Raw genomic sequence first — 14,171 nt, 5'->3', positions numbered from 1 at the left:
AGGTTCATCATGTTCATCCTGCGCTCACTGATGGATTTGAGCGGGCAGATCATAACAGTCCTCGGCTTCATGATGCTGCTGGGCGGGCTTGTGTCCGGCATCTGGATCGGCGCGCTGGTGGGCGTGGTGATGATGATCGTCGGGTTCTTCCTGCTGCGGAGTATGGACGAGCGGTGATCTTGCGCTCGATACGCGTCACCTGTTTCCAGGAGCGCCCAGAGGGTTAAGATCATCAACCAACGGAATGGTCCTGATCCCCCGCAAGCCGCGATGGCCGATCCTTCCGACAGAGTGGCGCAACAACAGGCCAATCAAGCGTTGCATCGGACTATCGCGGAAACTGACGAGAGGATTATGCGCATGCAAAGGATGCCCGAACGCAAGCCCCCCCTCGCCGATGTGCGCGGCCCGCAAACGGCGATGGTGGTGGGCGCTGAAGGCGAAGAGATCGACTGCGACGAATACGGCCGCATTCTGGTGCGCTTCCACTGGGACCTCAACAAGGCTAATTCGATGCGCTGCCGTGTATCGCAATCCTGGGCGGGTAATGGCTGGGGCGGCATGGTGATCCCGCGCGTGGGCATGGAGGTGGTGGTGGAGTTCCTCGACGGTGACCCCGACCAGCCACTGGTGACGGGATGCGTCTATAACGGGCGCAACAAGGTGCCGTATGAATTGCCGGAGCATAAGACGCGCAGCACCTTCAAGACGGACACCCATCAGGGCACGGGCTTCAACGAGCTGCGGTTTGAGGATGAGAAGGGGCGCGAAGAAGTGTTCCTGCATGCGCAGAAGGACAGGAATGAGAAAGTCCGCAACAATCATACGGAGCGCATCGATAAAAACTGGGTGCAATCGGTTGGCAACCACAAAGTCATCGAAGTCGACGGGAATCATAGTGAGGCCGTGCATGGCAGTATCATGCTGCATGTCGGCAAGAGTGGCAAAGGCCGGGTTCTTAACTCGTTGAGCCGAACCCTGTCGCAAGGAATTGGAAAGATCGCAGCAACACTTCCGGTTCCCGGTCTGCGGGATACCGGGTCGGGAACATTCTCTCTCTTCGCAGATGCCGCGATTTCAGAAACAACGCCAGGTGTGAAATCGCAGATCATCGGCGTAAGCAAATCCGTGCAGGTTGGCAGCACTTTGGTTGAACAGGCTGGCAACTCTATCCAACTTGTTTCCGGGTCGCAAATGTCCATCGATGCGGGGGACACGGTTACTGTCACCAGCGGGAATGAGATTGAAGTCCGGGTCGGGAAAGCTGAGTTGAGAATGACAGCGGATGGTTTCATCAGGCTCAAAGGGGACACGCTCTACCTCGATTTTGAAAACGGTGTCGAGGTCGAGGGCGGCAAGGAAATCAAGATGTCGGCTTCAAAGATTAATCTGAATTGAGGGAACGGTGATGGCTAGAGTTGTAAAAATCGCTTTATTCTTGGTGCTTGGATTGGTTGCCTTAGCAGTAGCCCTAGGGGAGTTTGCTAGGTATCGAATACAACAGAGCGCTCAGCGCGGCGAGGTGATATCGCCTTCGGGTCGGCTGGTGTGCTCAGAGCAAGCACATATGGAGTATTTTCGCCTTACACCCCTCATCGGAGCCAATATAGGGATGTCAACCCTGGAAAGCGCAGAGGATGTTGACCGTCTTTTGGCCGCATTTGACGCGCTCGAACTTGAAGGGCCGGAAACAATCCATGTTGCCGCGCATATCCCGACCGGTAACACCTATACCTACACTTGCGAAGAAGAACGATGCACTGGGGGCGAGTGGGCCCGCGCATGGTCCGAATGTGGCGAATCGACGCTCGGCGTGGATTTGGGACAGCACTGTATAGATTTAGCAGTGCGCTTTCGTGAGCAAGATTACTGCCTGATCGCACCGTTTCAGGGGGAACAATGAGCAATACATTTCCATTCGGCAATGATCTTAATCAAGCTGAATCTTGGTTGGGTCATATGAATGCCAAGTCTCTCAATTGGCGCGTCTATTATGATGGCGGGCTTTCACTCATATGTGGGTATCATAGCTTTATTTTCCTTGGGCTGGATAGTTTGACAATTGGCATTGCGAATTTGCTGGCGGAAATTCCATCGCTATGAGTGCTAAGCGGATAGACTTGAATTGAGGATCAGAGAATGAAAAAAAGAGCAACGCTTTCGATTTCCATGGCGGTTATATTTGCGTTGGCAGTCACTTATTTTTATGCTGCACCAAGAATTGACGATGCGACAGCGCAGACATCAGATAGATTAGGAGATTGCTCACCACAGAGATGGGCAGAGTATGTCGATATCAGCGCAGACGCCGCCCCAATTCGGTTCGGTGGTACATCTCTTGATTTCGGACCGGGCGCTTACGAGCGGTTTCGACAAGCGTTTGCCGCGCTCACATTGACACAGGATACAACGTACCTGGTGGCAGTAGATATAGAAACCGGTGAACTTTTTCCTGTTCCCTGCGATGATGAACTCTGCACCAGCCATGAAGCCAATGAGCCTGATATGACGTGCCTGAAGGATGGTCATTCGGGTTGCACCACAATCGCTCTGGTATTCAAAAACGAGGCGTTCTGCCTTGCGTATCCAAGGAACTGAAAATGGCGATGAGTTTTCCTTTTGGTCAAGATTGGACGTCTCGCGATAGATGGCTTGCTGGGCCAAATGCGAAGAGTCGAAGATGGACAATCTCTTATGAGGGGAACTTTTCACTTGGTTGCGGATACCATAGCTTTATCTTCTTAGGTTTCGACTCACTTAGTATTGGGATCGTTTCATTGAGCGGTTGCAGCCCCTCGGTTGGTTTTCCTGTCGGCAGGCTCCTTGGCCGGTTGAAGCCCTCGCATGCGCGACGCATTGAACATACATGGGAAGGCAGCGAAACACTGAGAGGCGTTGATGGGCACTTTGATTTACAGCGTATTCAGGCCGGATATGGCAGCGGAATGGCACTCTACGCGAAAATGCAAGAGGCTATTCCACAGCGGATGATTGCCGCAGAACCATTTTCTTTTAATGATCTTGCAGGCCAAACTGGTGCGGTCTCTGGTGCCGAAGTGGAAGTAATAGCATCTGATTCCCTCTATTACATTGAAGCAACACGAGGGTTGGGCGGTCCTTTTATATTTGGCCCTCAGCATATCGCAAATTCTGGAGGAGGGTTAGTTTCAGCATCAATTGGTGGTTTGGTCGGATGGTGGTCTATTGAATCATGTTTCAATCTCTATACTGAGTTATCGCGCAGGACACTTTATGATGATGATATTTCTGAGATTGGAGAGTGCATTCGACAGGACTCGTTCCCGGCATATGACCAGCCTTATCGTCAGATCCATGGAGCACATCCCGCTATTCAGGAGTTGCCTCCGTTTGGTTGCGCATCCGATTTGTCGGCAGATCTTTTCGATCCAGCCTCAGTCCTGCAGCAATATCAATAAGAAAGTATACTTTGTTGATACATGGAAGACCGAGCATTGTCGGACTGAAACAACACTGTTGATGGCATGGTCAACCATGCATTCTTTTTGGGATATCGCTCCCGTCCGCGCAATCTCGGCCCGGCAATCAATGGCACAGAACACGCCTTTTCACACATGTCTAGCTGGGTATGCTGTGAGCCCACAAAACAAGGGCCCTCCGAGATGTCAGAACATCCCCCTGACAACTTGTGTTATGATCGCAAACGGGGCGCGGACTGCGACGCAGTTCGGCGTTGCTAAGGGAACCAGCGTGCTTTTGGGGCCTGTAGGTGGGTTATCGCTAGCTAGCGTGAATTTTATACTCGCAACGACTGGCGCAGTAATTCGGGCAATCGACAATGGTGCAACAAGCTTTGCTGAGGTCGTGGTGGCAGCCGGACTGGGTTACAGCGACCCCCAACTGGCGTAAACTGTCGCTCACGAAGTTGCTCGGCTAGATATTAGTGGTGATAACTATGATATTTCCGACGAACGAGAGGAATTTCTGCTTGACGTTTTGCGTGGCGTACTGCGTTGCATCCGCAATCCTTCCGAATATATGAACACGAATGAACAGCGTGCATTCGTTGTACCTGTTGGACCGGTTTCTTCATCCCGTCCACACGGTGTAATGGGAAATATTCCGGTGGGCTATGAAACCAATGCGCTGGATGTGATCAGCGACGAAACAAACTGGCTTAGGAGGTGATTCATGAAAAGAACGCTTTTCCATATTACAGATGGAATTGCGATCATACTGAGTTGCTATGGCTCAGCTATGGTTACGCTAGCGCTGGGTGGGTGGTTTTCTTCTTTGCTTGAAAAAACACTTCCAATGGCTGATAGCTCTGACGTGATGATCTTTGGGACTTTTTTATTATTTTTCACAAGTAGCGGTGCTATTTATTGGATTTGGTGGCGGTTCAGCCCGTTCAGTTTACGAATGCTGGGAGAAAACAAGATTGAGCATGACGAAAGGTTGAGTTTTTCAAATAAGTCAAAGAGGTTTTTCGCTATAATACTTATGTTGTTATATTCATGCATTTTTTCAGTTTTTTTCCTACTTCTGTTAATTGGGCCCATACCGTGGCACCGAGGCAACCTATTCGTTTTTGGCTATTTTCTTTTATTTGTTTCGTCGAGCGGGTTAATTTTTTGGCTCTGGTGGCGTTTCAGCCCCTTCAGTTCGCGAAAGCTGCGAGGCAAGGATGACTGAGCAATACGAACAAGGTGCTGTCTGCCTTAACAACGGCATGACACTGCCATATGTGTGGGTATCGCTTCATCTTAATGCTCGCCTGGAAATACAGCTTTTGAGCGAACCACGCGTGTCAAGAGAAAGGGACCGATTCGCACAGGAAATCGTCACGCTATTGAAGGGTTTTGAAACGGTTGAGGCAGAGCACTGGATACGTTTTTGCACGGCTGCGGGCCAGACGACTTACGGCGCTGTTGCGCAGTCTTGGTGCAAGGGCGCAACCCTTGCGCAAGTCCTCGACGGCGGGCGCGCTGTGTTGATCATGAAACCAGATGGGACGATTACACTGAACGGACACTCACTCTCCATCGGCCAGTCGGAAAGGATTAATATGAAATCGCCTCGGATTGACTTGAACTAATGATACGGAAAAACGCGGTCCTTATATTCGCTTTCTTGATCACGACACTCGTTCTGGGAGCGTGGGCCGCACCGCGCTTGTTACAAGGAGAAAGCGGCATGAGAATTGACCTGACAATCTATCTTGGCGGAACGATCGCGACAGATGGTGGGGTTATCATGGTTTTACCCACAGCCGTTCCACCGGATGAGTTCGTTGTGCCGAACGATTTACCAAACCCGGCCAATGACCTGGTTGTTGCCAGCGATGCGGATCAGATCATACTCGGGGCCGATGTGTTTGCGCAAAGGTCCATCGTGACATTCTACTTTCCTGAGGGGGTCCCGTACACTTACCGGTTCCGGACACGTGACCCGGCAATTGACTGGTCGAGAATACAGACGGGTCGTATTGGTGTCGGGTCTGGCAATGGTATTCATCCTGTGACGGGGGAAGTCGAACCTTATGACACCATCTTTACCCATCATTTTGATGTCGGAGGCTGGACCATGGGACAAAGCCGGGAGGCGCGTGTGACGACGAACATGGGCTTTCTGACCGAACGCTACCCCTGCGAAGAGTTTGCGGCAGTGCAGGTTTGCGACGCAACATTTGACAGGATTGAGCCGTGAGTTTCCTGCGATTCTGTGTGCGTTCCTTTCATCCGCGGGCCAATTTTGGCGCATCAGGGCTGGGTTACAGCGGCGATGACCGCGGGTTCAGTTACTCGTTAAGTGTAACTTCACGGATTTACGCCATTGTCCGGATTGATTTGATAAACTCTGGTGTTTTTCTCGAAACCGTTGATTCTGACGAAAGTAGTTGGCTTTTTGGGCTCTTTCATCAGGACTACAGCCAAGAGGGAACCCAACCAACCGCGAACCTCTCAGGCCAAGTAGATCCTTACCTGGAAGATGGCGACCAGTCCGCTCAGCTTCTTCTCAGCTACCGCGGCCAGAATTTTGCCATGCCGATGGGAAATTCGGAAACTGCCCGCGAACTGGTGTATGAAAGCTCCGTTCCCGATCTCGATGTCATTTGTTCACTACATCTGACGATCGATAGGGACGATAGGGACGATAGGGACGATAGGAAAATGTCATTTGCGCTGCGCATGACGGGCGACGGTTTTCCCAATGCAGAGGCATTCATTATCGAAAGTGCGGAGCAGCCACTTATGCTGGCAACGCATCGGCGTGTCGGATCGGCGTTGGCGCAATTGCGTGGAAACCGTCGGATCGCGATGGCGGTTGGTATTGGCGAGATTGAATGTGACGACGACAAGCTGGTATCGGCACTGAGCCCGTTTGTCTCGATCGACTATGCCGAAGTGACGGGTGGTCCAATAGACGTACTGCAGGAAACCGGTATTTCACCGAATAACCGCGCTGATTGGAACCTGATGCATACGTCCAAACGTGATGCGCGTGGTGGTTGGGGGCGACGATATCTGGGTGACAACACCCCAATTTTTGCTCCGGGTCGGCGGGCCAGTTCGATGCCGTGAAAACTGCTAATCCCAAGCGCGTGTCAATTGGCACCCAAAATTGATTGTGTTATGATCGAAAACGGAGCGCGGACCGGCTTGCATCGGTATCAACACAGCCGCATAACTTTTGCAGAGAGGTCCTGAATGCCCGGTATTTCCCGAACAGGTGACATCGCGTCCGGACATGGTTGCTTTCCGCCATCGCCTGCGATCACCGGCAGCCCCGATGTCAATTTGAACGGCATCCCCGCATTACGGCAGGGCGATGCGGTAGCGCCGCATGGGTGCAGCAAGTGCCCACCACATCCACGCAGCGTATCCGGCGGATCAGGCAGCGTGTTCGTCAATGGCCGCCCCGTCGCGCGGCTTGGTGATTCCGTCGATTGCGGCGGGGCGATGGACGCAGCATCGGGCGATGTGTTCGCAGATGAGGGGGCTTTGTTGTAACAAAGCCCTATCGCGGTATGCGCATGATCCTGTCCTTGGTTCCGCCCCTATGGTGGACAATACCGGGCAATGCCGTGACACCATGAATACAGGAGCGCAGTATGATCTACGAAGAACATAACCGACCGGGTGAAACAGTTACTCCTGCGTCGCTGGATATTGCGCGACCGCTCTACCTCCGAATTGGCTTGGCCCGCCATGATGATGAGGTTGAGATGATCAACAAAACCTTCAAGGAAACAGTTATTGAGTCAGGGTATTCACGCTGGCAAGATCGGTGCTAGGACGCGCTTCAGGCCGTTGCGCCCAGATCACTGCCGGCCGAAATCGCAATGCATGTCCTGCAATGGACGCATAATGCCTATACCTCTTACCATCCGGCCAATCCGAACATGAAATGGGCGTCGATCCTGTTGAAGTATTCCCGCGGCCGGGATGGCTGGCCGGATGTGGGTCAGAGCCTTGAAGAACAGGCACAGTTCAATGAGTTTGCCGAATTTTTCTTGCAGATATGGGATCGCGATAACTTCAATCGCCGTATTGATGAACTGGAAAGCCCGGACAAACTGTCCGACTGGGACCGCGATATCTTCATGCGCTATAATATGGTTCCGCTGGACGAGGATGGACAAGCGCCCCTTGCCATATTTCGGTCGGTCTGGAAGGGGGAAGCTCTGCGACGGGCGATCCGCGAATTCCGGTTCGACAAGCGCCCCGGTTTTCCCCATGCCAGACTGCGCGCAGCGGGACAGCTGGAAGCGGAGAAGGGCTGGATGCCCCCGGACACACCGCTGGGCACTTTGATGGACGTTATCTGAGAATGCTTGCAATGGGCCAATTTGATTCCCATCGTCTCCGCCTGAATTTTGCACAATGCATGTTGTTTTCAAAGGGATTAATCAGGATTGCAAATCCGTGTACACCGGTTCGATTCCGGTACGCGCCTCCGGCTTTTCCTTCCACAGGGAGGTTGTGAAACAAGGTGGGAACCGCTTTTCTGCGACATGCGCTGACGCGCGCGGTCATCGGCTGACTGCGGGGCGGTGGTTGCCGGGTTTGCGCGCGAACAGCCGGTAATAGGCCCAGTCCGGCAGGAAATTCGCGCCCCGGAACAGCAACGAAAACAGGCGCGGAAAGGCGCGCTGGAACCTGTGCCCGCGCATCAGCGCCATGATTTCCGCTGCCGCCTGTTCCGGTTCCATCAGAAAGGGCATTCTGAAATCATTCCTGTCGGTCAGCCGCGTGCGGATGAAACCGGGGTTGGCAAGCTGCACATCCACACCGGTCCCGCGCAGATCGGCATAGAGCGATTCCGCCAGATGCATCAGCCCGGCCTTGCTGGAACTGTAGCCGATGGCGCCGGGCAACCCGCGATACCCCGACAGCGACCCGGTAATCACGATATGGCCCTGCCCGCGAGCCACCATCTGCGGCACCACCTGCCCCAGCACGCGCGCAGCACCTGACAGGTTTATGTCAAACATCGCTTCGGCCTTCTCCGCGTCCCATTTCTGCGCCGCAAAGGGCCAGTAGACCCCCGCAAGCCACACCACCCCATCCATGGGCCAGGCCGCACGCGCCGCCGCCATGACTGATGCACGGTCCGCCACATCACAGGCGACCACCTGCGCGGGGCTGGGCAATTCGGCGGCAAGCCGTTGCAGTTTGCCCATATCGCGCGCAGACAGTATCAGCGCGCAGCCCGCCTTCGACATTTGCACCGCCAGCGCGCGCCCCAGCCCTTCGGACGCGCCGACCAGCCAATAGGTCTTGCCTGCAAGCTGCCTGCTCATGCGTCAATCCTGCGCATTGTGGCGACCAGTTCGGCCACCTTGATGCCAAATTTGCGGAACTGGCTGCGGTTGATGATGGTTGTCTCATCAATCAGATACATCCAGTCCGTGACCTGCAGCACATACCCGCCCGCAGTTTCAGGCAGGCGCAGGGTGTAGTTCAGACAAACCGCCGCGCCAGCCTGCTGCCCGTGGCCGGTTCCCGCCAGATCATCGGCGTCCGCCCGGATGGCACCGTCATTGCCAAGCGTCAGGTGCCATTCACGGTCCTGCCTTGTGCCGCTGTCATAGATGAAATGTTCAGACAGAATGCCCCTGTTTCCGTCCCAGCGCCCATGCATATCGGCGGTAAACCGCGACGTCACCCGCCCCATCGGGCCGTAAATGACACCTTCGCAGCGGATCGGCCCGGACAGGTGACGGCGGATATCGATGCGCGGTTCCAGTGCGGCATAATCCGACGGTTTCTGCGCCCGAAACCCGCGCATATGCCGGGCAACCGCCATCAGCACCAGCATCACGGCCATGCCTGTCAGGATGCTTAACAAGGTGGTCATGCGCGGTTCTCCGTCAGGGGGGTGCGCGCCAGAAGCACCAGCGCCAGAAGTTTCAACACCGATGGCAGCGCGGCATAGAGCAGCATAAGCGCGAGGATCGCACTGTCGGGATTCGCGCCGCCCGCGCTGAAGCCTGCCAAATCCAGCGCCGGGAAAACAATCAGCGCCGCAAGGGCCAGTGTCGCCTTGGTGACAAAGGCCCACAGGCCGAAACCCTGCGCCGCCTCCGGCGACAATTCGGCCATGCGGCGGGCAAAAAGCGCGGGCAGCAGCGTCAGGTCCGCCCCGATACCCGCGCCGGAAACCACGCAGATCAGCGCAAACAGCGCAATGTCGCCGGGGCCAAGCATCAGCACGAACACAAAACTGCAGGCCGCAAGGCCCATACCCGCCATCAGCACGCGCCTTGCGCCAAACTGCTGCGCCAGCCGCGCCCAGAGCGGGGCCGTAGCCGCCGCAGACAGGAACAGCAAAATCAGAAGTGGCCCTTCCCAGCCCGCCGCCTGCAACACAGTTTCCGCGTAAAACAGAAACAAGGTGGATGTGATGGCCACAGGCAGCGCATTGACCAGCGCGATCAGCAACAACCGCCGTGCCGTGGCATCGGCCACAATGTCGCGCAGGCGCGGGGTGGCGGCATCCGCAACGGGGGCGGCGTATCTGGTCCATTCCGCGCGCATGACCCATAGCGCCAAGGCGGCCACCCCCACGAACCCCAGCGCAAACCCCGCGAAGGGCTGCGCCAGCACCCCGGCCAGCGTGACCGGGGCCGCCGCCGCCACGCACACGCCCAGAAGCGCGCCGGTTTCGCGCCATCCCGCAAGGCGCACATGCCCCCCTGCCCCCAGTTCCGCGCCGCGCGCCGTGCCAGTGGCGTAAAAGCAGATCGTCAGAAAGGAATAGGCCGAAAACAACACTGTCAGCGACAGCGCAAACCACAAAATCGGCGCAAATGCCGGCGGAATGGCAAACAGGGCCAGCATGGCCAGCACCATCAGCATGCCCGCAATGGCCACCGCCTGCGCGCGTGTCCTGCGCAGCCTTGCGGCCAGCCAGCCCAAAGCAGGATCCTGCACGAAATCAAGGCCGCGCAGCACGAACAGCACAGTTCCCAGCGCCGCCAGCGACACGGTATATTCATCGACATAGAATTTGGGCGCGTGAATATAGATCGGCAGGCCCGCCATGGCCAGCAACCCGCCAAACAGCCCATAGCCCCACAGCGCGGGGGCCCCGTCGCGCGCGATCGCACTCATTGGCTGACCTCCTGCGCGGGCGGTTCGGGGCGGGGGCGGAACGGCGCACCGCGCCACCATAATTTCAGCGCCTGCCAATGGATCAGCGCCAGCACCCGGCGCGACCCGAAGGGACGGCGCAGCATTGCGCCCAGCAAGCGGCGGTTGGTCAGGCCCGCGCGCGGGCCTGCCAGTGTGGCCACAAGCCCCGCACCGGGCGCTTCGTCAGTCTGGCTATAGGCAATGCGGATACTGACCTTTTCCGGCGTGATGTCGAACCGGAACGCATAACGCCCCGCCACCGGCTGAAACGGCGAGACATGAAACACTTTCTGCGCACGCAAGTCATCTTGCGCCGTGATCACCGACTGGTCAGGTTTCACGCATAGATAGGAATGGCGGTCGCCATAGGTATTGCTGACCTCTGCAATCACGGCGCGAAGGCCGCCTGCGCTGTCATGGCACAGCCAGAAACTGACCGGGTTGAACAGATGCCCCAGAATGCGCGGCTGCGTCAGCAACAACACCGCGCCATCCGTGGCACCCGCCAGCCCCTGTGCGTCCAGAACCTGGCGCACCCATGCAGCACCCGTACCCTGCCCCGGTATGCCGCCATGGTCGCGGTCGCGCAGTGACACCAACCCCGCACGGTTGCGCACCATCAGGCGCGGCAGGCGCAGCGGTTTTTCGGCGTCAAACAGCACATAATCCACACCATAGCTGAACCGGTTGCCCACCGGCCCGCGCCGCCCGTGAAAGGTGCGCCCTGCGATATGGTCTATCCCGTTCATGCGGCGACCACCTGCCGGGCGGGGCTGGTCATGGCCTGCGCAACATCCACGGCGCTGGCAAATCCGTCTTCGTGAAAGCCATTGCGCATCCATGCCCCGCAAAACCATGTGCGGTTGGTCCCGTTGAAGGCCCGGATATCGGCCTGCGCCCGCAGCGCGCCCGCGTCATAGACCGGATGGTCAAAGCTGTAGCTGTCATAAATGCACTCCTCGCGCAGCGGAAGATTGGCGTTCAGGGTCACGAACATCGGATCATCCTGCGCGATGGGTTGCAACGAATTCATCCAGTAGCTTAACGATATGCGTTCCCTGTCCGCCGGGCCGCGTTCGGTATAGACCCAGCTTGACCAGCATTTGCGCCTGCGCGGCATGACGGCCGGGTCGCAATGCAGAATGGCGTCATTGCGCTGATAGCGCACAGCGCCAAGGGCCGCGGTTTCGCGCGGTGCAGCGTCCGCCAACAGGCGCAGGGTGACATCGGAATGGGTGGCAAAGATGATTTCGTCAAATTCCTCCGGTTGCATGCCATATGCCTTGACCTGCACCCCCAGCGGCCCGCGCGTCACCGATTGCACCGGCGTTCCCGTCCGCAACCGCACGCCTACATGTTCCAGATGCGCGCTTAGCCTGCGCACATATTCCACTGATCCACCGCGAACCGTATACCACTGGTGCTGCCCCTCATATCCCAGCAGCGCATGATTGCGGAAAAACCCCATCAGCGCTTGTGCGGGAAAATCCAGAATCCGGCGCGTGGGCGTGGACCAGATTGCCCCCGAAAAGGGCAGCAGATACCGGTCGCGGAACCAGTCCCCCGTGCCCAGCCGCGCCAGCAACCCGCCTGTGGTAAGGGTCGCATCTGCCTGCGCCATGGCCAGACCGTGCTTGTTGAAATGCACGATGTCCCGCATCATCCGCCAGTAACGCGGATCGGCCAGATTGCGGCGTGTGGCAAATATTTCGTCAATACCCGACAGGCTGTATTCAAACCGCCCTGCATCAAAGGACGCGCCAAAACTCATATTCGATGGCGCGACGGGCACATCCAGCCGCGCGAACATCGCGGTCAGGTTGGGGTAATTGCTGTAATTGAACACAATAAACCCGGTATCAACCGGCGTGTCGCCATGCCTGCCCGCCAGCACGGTGCGCGCATGCCCGCCAAGGCGCGACTCCGATTCAAACAAGGTTATGCGATGGTGCTGCGCCAGCAGAAACGCCGCGGCAAGCCCCGATATTCCCCCGCCGATAACAGCAATGCGGCGGGCGGGGTTTTCTGGCATCTCGAAGGGCATGCGGGGAAGCTCCGGTTTTTTGTCGTTGTGACCTTATACGTCCGCCCCCTGCATGCAGATCACTGCAAAAAACATCTTCCGCGCGCGGGCGGACATTCTGATCCAACTGCCCCTTGTGGACGTAAGACTTGCATGTTTGATCAGATCTGTGACGATGCAACCACAAGACAGCCCGGGCACGCCGCAGTTTCTGTGGGCGCAGATGGCCGGGCCATGGGCAGGACGGCGGGACAGGCAAGGTTGGACAAAAGCGATAAAACCCTTTGGGCCGAATTGGTGACCCGTGTGGCACGCGCGCAGGACGCGCAGGCCTTCACAATGCTGTTTGAACATTTCGCGCCACGGGTGAAGGCGTTCTTGATGAAATCGGGCGCGGACCCGACCACAGCAGAAGAATGCGCGCAGGATGTCATGGCAACTGTCTGGCACAAGGCCGCACAATTCGACCCTGCCCGCGCCAGTGCCGCAACATGGATTTTCACCATCGCGCGCAACCGGCGCATTGACATGCTGCGCCGTGACCGCAGGCCCGAACCCGAAGACCTGCCATGGGGCCCGGACAGCGAAACCGACCAGTTCGACGCGCTGGCGCTGCAACAGGACACCGAAAAACTGGCGCAGGCCCTGAATGCCCTGCCCGAAAAGCAACGCAAGATGATCGAAAGCGCTTACTTCGGGGATCTGACACATAATGAAATCGCAGATGAAACCGGGCTACCGCTTGGCACGATAAAATCGCGGATAAGACTGGCACTGGAACGGCTGCGCCATTCCATGACCGAACAAAAAGAGACGACATAACGATGATAAGACACCACCTGAGCGACAAGTTACTGATGGCCTATGCGGCAGGCACCCTGCCAGAGGCATTCAGCCTTGTTGTCGCTACACATATTTCGATCTGCGACGAATGCCGCGCCCGTCTGGCCGCGTTCGACAGTGTGGGCGGGGCGGTTCTGGACCAGCGGGTGGCCCCGGTTGCCATGTCATCTGATGCGTTGTCCCTGACCATGGCGAAGATCAAATCAAGGGCCGAGCCATCCCCCGCTACGCCCCTGCCTGCGCGCGACAGCGTTCTGCCCGGCCCGTTGCGCAACTATGTCGGCGGGGGGCTGGATGCGGTGCGCTGGCGCAGTATCGGCGGCGGCGTGCGGCAGGCCATTCTGCCCACCTCGCGCAATGCCAGCGCAAGGCTGCTGTATATTCCCGCCGGAACCGCCGTGCCCGATCACGGGCATCGGGGGCTGGAACTGACGCTGGTGCTGCAAGGCGCGTTTGTCGATGAAACCGACCGTTTCGCGCGCGGTGACATTGAAATCGCGGATGAGGCGTTGGAACACACACCCATTGCCGAAGCCGGGATGGATTGCATCTGTCTGGCGGCCACGGATGCGCCGCTGAGATTCCGCGCATTGCTGCCGCGTCTGGTGCAGCCGTTTTTCAGAATATGACCTGGCCCCTGCGCGCGGCTTGATCTGCATCAACGCAAGGGCGGCGCGCGTCAGGCA

Annotated in this window: 21 protein-coding genes; 16 read left to right on the top strand and 5 right to left on the bottom strand. The window is 57.1% G+C overall.

The window, feature by feature from the left end:
- Positions 1-9: 9 nt before the first annotated feature.
- From PUT78_RS09835 to PUT78_RS09775, 14 genes are all read left to right on the top strand, one after another.
- Complete coding sequence (locus PUT78_RS09835; RefSeq protein WP_274352091.1) at positions 10-177, top strand: hypothetical protein; 168 nt, start codon at positions 10-12, stop codon at positions 175-177.
- Positions 178-270: 93 nt separating this feature from the next.
- Entirely contained in the window at positions 271-1,398 is a 1,128-nt protein-coding gene (locus PUT78_RS09830; protein ID WP_274352090.1) for a type VI secretion system Vgr family protein, read from the top strand.
- A 10-nt stretch (positions 1,399-1,408) separates the two neighbouring features.
- On the top strand, positions 1,409-1,903 hold the full coding sequence (locus PUT78_RS09825) for a hypothetical protein (RefSeq protein ID WP_274352089.1): 495 nt from the start codon (positions 1,409-1,411) through the stop codon (positions 1,901-1,903).
- Positions 1,900-2,103, top strand: coding sequence for a hypothetical protein (locus tag PUT78_RS09820; protein WP_274352088.1), 204 nt, complete (start codon positions 1,900-1,902; stop codon positions 2,101-2,103). The genes PUT78_RS09825 and PUT78_RS09820 overlap by 4 nt, the downstream gene beginning before the upstream one ends.
- Before the next feature lie 36 nt (positions 2,104-2,139).
- A complete protein-coding gene (locus PUT78_RS09815; RefSeq protein ID WP_274352087.1) occupies positions 2,140-2,598 on the top strand; it encodes a hypothetical protein in 459 nt (152 codons plus the stop codon).
- Positions 2,599-2,600: 2 nt separating this feature from the next.
- Positions 2,601-3,437 carry a hypothetical protein gene (locus tag PUT78_RS09810; RefSeq protein ID WP_274352086.1) on the top strand — a complete coding sequence of 279 codons (837 nt, stop codon included), beginning with the start codon at positions 2,601-2,603 and terminating at the stop codon, positions 3,435-3,437.
- Between the two features lie 733 nt (positions 3,438-4,170).
- Positions 4,171-4,674, top strand: coding sequence for a hypothetical protein (locus PUT78_RS09805; RefSeq protein WP_274352085.1), 504 nt, complete (start codon positions 4,171-4,173; stop codon positions 4,672-4,674).
- Positions 4,667-5,077 carry a hypothetical protein gene (locus PUT78_RS09800; protein ID WP_274352084.1) on the top strand — a complete coding sequence of 137 codons (411 nt, stop codon included), beginning with the start codon at positions 4,667-4,669 and terminating at the stop codon, positions 5,075-5,077. Before PUT78_RS09805 ends, PUT78_RS09800 begins: the two co-directional genes overlap by 8 nt.
- A gap of 98 nt (positions 5,078-5,175) precedes the next feature.
- Positions 5,176-5,688, top strand: coding sequence for a hypothetical protein (locus tag PUT78_RS09795; protein WP_274352083.1), 513 nt, complete (start codon positions 5,176-5,178; stop codon positions 5,686-5,688).
- Positions 5,685-6,563: a hypothetical protein gene (locus PUT78_RS09790; RefSeq protein ID WP_274352082.1), complete on the top strand. Its 879-nt coding sequence runs from the start codon at positions 5,685-5,687 to the stop codon at positions 6,561-6,563. The genes PUT78_RS09795 and PUT78_RS09790 overlap by 4 nt, the downstream gene beginning before the upstream one ends.
- A gap of 126 nt (positions 6,564-6,689) precedes the next feature.
- Positions 6,690-6,992: a PAAR domain-containing protein gene (locus PUT78_RS09785; RefSeq protein WP_274352081.1), complete on the top strand. Its 303-nt coding sequence runs from the start codon at positions 6,690-6,692 to the stop codon at positions 6,990-6,992.
- A gap of 17 nt (positions 6,993-7,009) precedes the next feature.
- Positions 7,010-7,078 carry a hypothetical protein gene (locus tag PUT78_RS23795; protein ID WP_420793490.1) on the top strand — a complete coding sequence of 23 codons (69 nt, stop codon included), beginning with the start codon at positions 7,010-7,012 and terminating at the stop codon, positions 7,076-7,078.
- A 15-nt stretch (positions 7,079-7,093) separates the two neighbouring features.
- On the top strand, positions 7,094-7,276 hold the full coding sequence (locus PUT78_RS09780) for a hypothetical protein (protein ID WP_274352080.1): 183 nt from the start codon (positions 7,094-7,096) through the stop codon (positions 7,274-7,276).
- Between the two features lie 48 nt (positions 7,277-7,324).
- On the top strand, positions 7,325-7,810 hold the full coding sequence (locus PUT78_RS09775) for a hypothetical protein (RefSeq protein ID WP_274352079.1): 486 nt from the start codon (positions 7,325-7,327) through the stop codon (positions 7,808-7,810).
- A gap of 204 nt (positions 7,811-8,014) precedes the next feature.
- On the opposite strand, the gene PUT78_RS09770 is transcribed toward PUT78_RS09775, so the two are convergent.
- The 5 genes from PUT78_RS09770 to PUT78_RS09750 are packed head-to-tail and all read right to left on the bottom strand — an operon-like array spanning position 8,015 to position 12,663.
- The gene (locus PUT78_RS09770) at positions 8,015-8,785 is read right to left on the bottom strand and encodes an SDR family NAD(P)-dependent oxidoreductase (protein WP_274352078.1); all 771 of its coding nucleotides are present in this window, start codon (positions 8,783-8,785) and stop codon (positions 8,015-8,017) included.
- Positions 8,782-9,342 (bottom strand): DUF3833 domain-containing protein, encoded by a 561-nt coding sequence (locus tag PUT78_RS09765; protein WP_274352077.1) that lies wholly within the window; start codon positions 9,340-9,342, stop codon positions 8,782-8,784. Before PUT78_RS09765 ends, PUT78_RS09770 begins: the two co-directional genes overlap by 4 nt.
- Positions 9,339-10,598 (bottom strand): MFS transporter, encoded by a 1,260-nt coding sequence (locus tag PUT78_RS09760; protein ID WP_274352076.1) that lies wholly within the window; start codon positions 10,596-10,598, stop codon positions 9,339-9,341. The genes PUT78_RS09765 and PUT78_RS09760 overlap by 4 nt, the downstream gene beginning before the upstream one ends.
- The gene (locus PUT78_RS09755) at positions 10,595-11,368 is read right to left on the bottom strand and encodes a DUF1365 domain-containing protein (RefSeq protein WP_274352075.1); all 774 of its coding nucleotides are present in this window, start codon (positions 11,366-11,368) and stop codon (positions 10,595-10,597) included. The genes PUT78_RS09760 and PUT78_RS09755 overlap by 4 nt, the downstream gene beginning before the upstream one ends.
- Entirely contained in the window at positions 11,365-12,663 is a 1,299-nt protein-coding gene (locus PUT78_RS09750; RefSeq protein WP_274352074.1) for an NAD(P)/FAD-dependent oxidoreductase, read from the bottom strand. Before PUT78_RS09750 ends, PUT78_RS09755 begins: the two co-directional genes overlap by 4 nt.
- A gap of 132 nt (positions 12,664-12,795) precedes the next feature.
- Between PUT78_RS09750 and PUT78_RS09745 the strand changes: the two genes are divergently transcribed.
- Positions 12,796-13,464: a sigma-70 family RNA polymerase sigma factor gene (locus PUT78_RS09745; protein ID WP_420793488.1), complete on the top strand. Its 669-nt coding sequence runs from the start codon at positions 12,796-12,798 to the stop codon at positions 13,462-13,464.
- A 2-nt stretch (positions 13,465-13,466) separates the two neighbouring features.
- A complete protein-coding gene (locus PUT78_RS09740) occupies positions 13,467-14,114 on the top strand; it encodes a ChrR family anti-sigma-E factor (protein ID WP_274352072.1) in 648 nt (215 codons plus the stop codon).
- The last annotated feature ends 57 nt before the right edge of the window (positions 14,115-14,171 follow it).

This window comes from Roseinatronobacter alkalisoli (assembly GCF_028745735.1).
Taxonomy (GTDB): Bacteria; Pseudomonadota; Alphaproteobacteria; order Rhodobacterales; family Rhodobacteraceae; genus Roseinatronobacter; species Roseinatronobacter alkalisoli.
The sequence above is the reverse complement of the archived record's forward strand: the minus strand, read 5'-3'. Positions and strand labels throughout refer to the sequence as shown.

Excerpts from the sequence above, each read along its gene's own strand:
- PUT78_RS09800 (WP_274352084.1), top strand. The coding sequence starts at position 4,667 with ATGACTGAGCAATACGAACAAGGTGCTGTCTGCCTTAACAACGGCATG.
- PUT78_RS09805 (WP_274352085.1), top strand. The coding sequence starts at position 4,171 with ATGAAAAGAACGCTTTTCCATATTACAGATGGAATTGCGATCATACTG.
- PUT78_RS09825 (WP_274352089.1), top strand. The coding sequence starts at position 1,409 with ATGGCTAGAGTTGTAAAAATCGCTTTATTCTTGGTGCTTGGATTGGTT.
- PUT78_RS09810 (WP_274352086.1), top strand. The coding sequence starts at position 2,601 with ATGGCGATGAGTTTTCCTTTTGGTCAAGATTGGACGTCTCGCGATAGA.
- PUT78_RS09830 (WP_274352090.1), top strand. The coding sequence starts at position 271 with ATGGCCGATCCTTCCGACAGAGTGGCGCAACAACAGGCCAATCAAGCG.
- PUT78_RS09760 (WP_274352076.1), bottom strand. The coding sequence starts at position 10,598 with ATGAGTGCGATCGCGCGCGACGGGGCCCCCGCGCTGTGGGGCTATGGG.
- PUT78_RS09815 (WP_274352087.1), top strand. The coding sequence starts at position 2,140 with ATGAAAAAAAGAGCAACGCTTTCGATTTCCATGGCGGTTATATTTGCG.
- PUT78_RS09775 (WP_274352079.1), top strand. The coding sequence starts at position 7,325 with ATGCATGTCCTGCAATGGACGCATAATGCCTATACCTCTTACCATCCG.
- PUT78_RS09780 (WP_274352080.1), top strand. The coding sequence starts at position 7,094 with ATGATCTACGAAGAACATAACCGACCGGGTGAAACAGTTACTCCTGCG.
- PUT78_RS09745 (WP_420793488.1), top strand. The coding sequence starts at position 12,796 with ATGTTTGATCAGATCTGTGACGATGCAACCACAAGACAGCCCGGGCAC.
- PUT78_RS09750 (WP_274352074.1), bottom strand. The coding sequence starts at position 12,663 with ATGCCCTTCGAGATGCCAGAAAACCCCGCCCGCCGCATTGCTGTTATC.
- PUT78_RS09820 (WP_274352088.1), top strand. The coding sequence starts at position 1,900 with ATGAGCAATACATTTCCATTCGGCAATGATCTTAATCAAGCTGAATCT.
- PUT78_RS09740 (WP_274352072.1), top strand. The coding sequence starts at position 13,467 with ATGATAAGACACCACCTGAGCGACAAGTTACTGATGGCCTATGCGGCA.
- PUT78_RS09770 (WP_274352078.1), bottom strand. The coding sequence starts at position 8,785 with ATGAGCAGGCAGCTTGCAGGCAAGACCTATTGGCTGGTCGGCGCGTCC.
- PUT78_RS09755 (WP_274352075.1), bottom strand. The coding sequence starts at position 11,368 with ATGAACGGGATAGACCATATCGCAGGGCGCACCTTTCACGGGCGGCGC.
- PUT78_RS09835 (WP_274352091.1), top strand. The coding sequence starts at position 10 with ATGTTCATCCTGCGCTCACTGATGGATTTGAGCGGGCAGATCATAACA.
- PUT78_RS09765 (WP_274352077.1), bottom strand. The coding sequence starts at position 9,342 with ATGACCACCTTGTTAAGCATCCTGACAGGCATGGCCGTGATGCTGGTG.
- PUT78_RS09785 (WP_274352081.1), top strand. The coding sequence starts at position 6,690 with ATGCCCGGTATTTCCCGAACAGGTGACATCGCGTCCGGACATGGTTGC.
- PUT78_RS09795 (WP_274352083.1), top strand. The coding sequence starts at position 5,176 with ATGAGAATTGACCTGACAATCTATCTTGGCGGAACGATCGCGACAGAT.